Raw genomic sequence first — 1,374 nt, forward strand, 5'->3', positions numbered from 1 at the left:
TTGTTTTTTGGGTTTGCGGGCGCGTGGGGGCGCGGGCATCCCGGCTCCCTCGACGACCGGGGCAGATCAGGTCAGGGCGTGGCGAGGAGGACTGCGGATGGGCGGCTGGATCGGAATCGGTCTGGGAGCTGCCGCGGCGCTGTGCCCGCTGCCGCACCACGGGGGCGCGGCCGTCGCCATGGACCACACCGCGGCGGGGGAGCGCCTGGTGGTGTGTGCCCCAGACGCATGGGTCGACATCAGTCACCACCATCCCCAGCCCCGGCCACACACCCCGCAGCGCACATCCCCGCCACCGCCGCAGCCCACACCCCCGCCACCGCCGCGGCCCTCGGCGCTGCCCAAGCCCGCTCCCATGCCACCCGTCCCGCCCACGCCCCCGCCGCCGGTGCCCCCGCTCGTGCAGCGGACGGACACCGCAGCCGCCGCGCCCAAACCCCCGGCACAGTCCGCGCCGCTGACCGGCCCGCCGCCTGCCAGTGCCCCCGCCCCGGCCCCCGTCGCAGACCGGCCCAAGAGGGCGGTGGCCAAGGCCTTCCGGTGGGTGCCCCGCCCGCACTACACCGGCGGTCCCTCGCGCCCGGTACCGGCCGGCATGCCGACCACCATGACCACGGTCGTCGTCACCCTGCCGGGCATCCTGGCCGCCGCCGCCCTGCGACCCCGCTCCCGCCGCGGCTGACCGCCACGACCGGCCTGCATCCGGCACGCCGGTCACCCCACACCGCTCTTTTCCCCCGCTCCCTCGCCCGCTCATCCGTCCTGGAGTTGTGCTGTGCCGGAATGGCTCGTCTACACCCTGGCCTCGATCCTGGTCTGCGTCCTTGTCATCACTGCCACCGTCATGCGCCACCGCCGGGTGGACGCCGACGAGGACACCTCCCAGACCCCGGACGTGCTCGAATACATGGTCATGATGGTCGGCGTCGTCTACGCCATCGTGCTCGGCCTGGCCATCGCCGGCGTCTGGGAGGCCCGCGGCGCCGCCGAGGACACCGTCCAGCGCGAAGCCCAGGCCCTCTACGAAGTCGACCAGCGTCTGGACGTCTACCCGGCCGCCTTCCGCACCCAGGTCAAAGACCACATCGACGCCTACGCCCGGCACGCCGTCACCACCGAATGGCCCGCCCTCAAGGACGACACCCCCATCGACACCACCGGCGCCGACCTGCTGGCCCGCATCCGCAGCGACATCGCCCACCACACCCCGGCCAACGAACTCCAGGCCCAGGCCTACCAGCCACTGCTGGACCAGGTAGCAGCCGCCGACGACGCCCGCCACCAACGCCTGGACAGCGCCGGCACCACCCTGCCCGGCGCCCTCTGGTTCGGCCTCATCGCCGGCGCCGTCGTCACCCTCGGAGTCCTCTACAC

General features: G+C 73.6%; 2 protein-coding genes. Both read left to right on the plus strand.

Translation table 11 applies throughout. The annotated features are described in order from the left end of the window. Nucleotides 1-97 precede the first annotated feature (97 nt). Nucleotides 98-682 (plus strand): hypothetical protein, encoded by a 585-nt coding sequence (locus ACQKIP_RS42890; RefSeq protein WP_365861969.1) that lies wholly within the window; start codon nucleotides 98-100, stop codon nucleotides 680-682. A gap of 93 nt (nucleotides 683-775) precedes the next feature. Continuing rightward, nucleotides 776-1,374 (plus strand): hypothetical protein (locus ACQKIP_RS42895; RefSeq protein ID WP_427745495.1); only part of this gene is annotated, 599 nt, incomplete at its 3' end.

It is taken from the genome of Streptomyces sp. NPDC059900 (assembly GCF_050270335.1).
In the GTDB taxonomy this organism is placed as follows: domain Bacteria; phylum Actinomycetota; class Actinomycetes; order Streptomycetales; family Streptomycetaceae; genus Streptomyces.

Excerpts from the sequence above, each read along its gene's own strand:
- ACQKIP_RS42890 (WP_365861969.1), top strand. The coding sequence starts at position 98 with ATGGGCGGCTGGATCGGAATCGGTCTGGGAGCTGCCGCGGCGCTGTGC.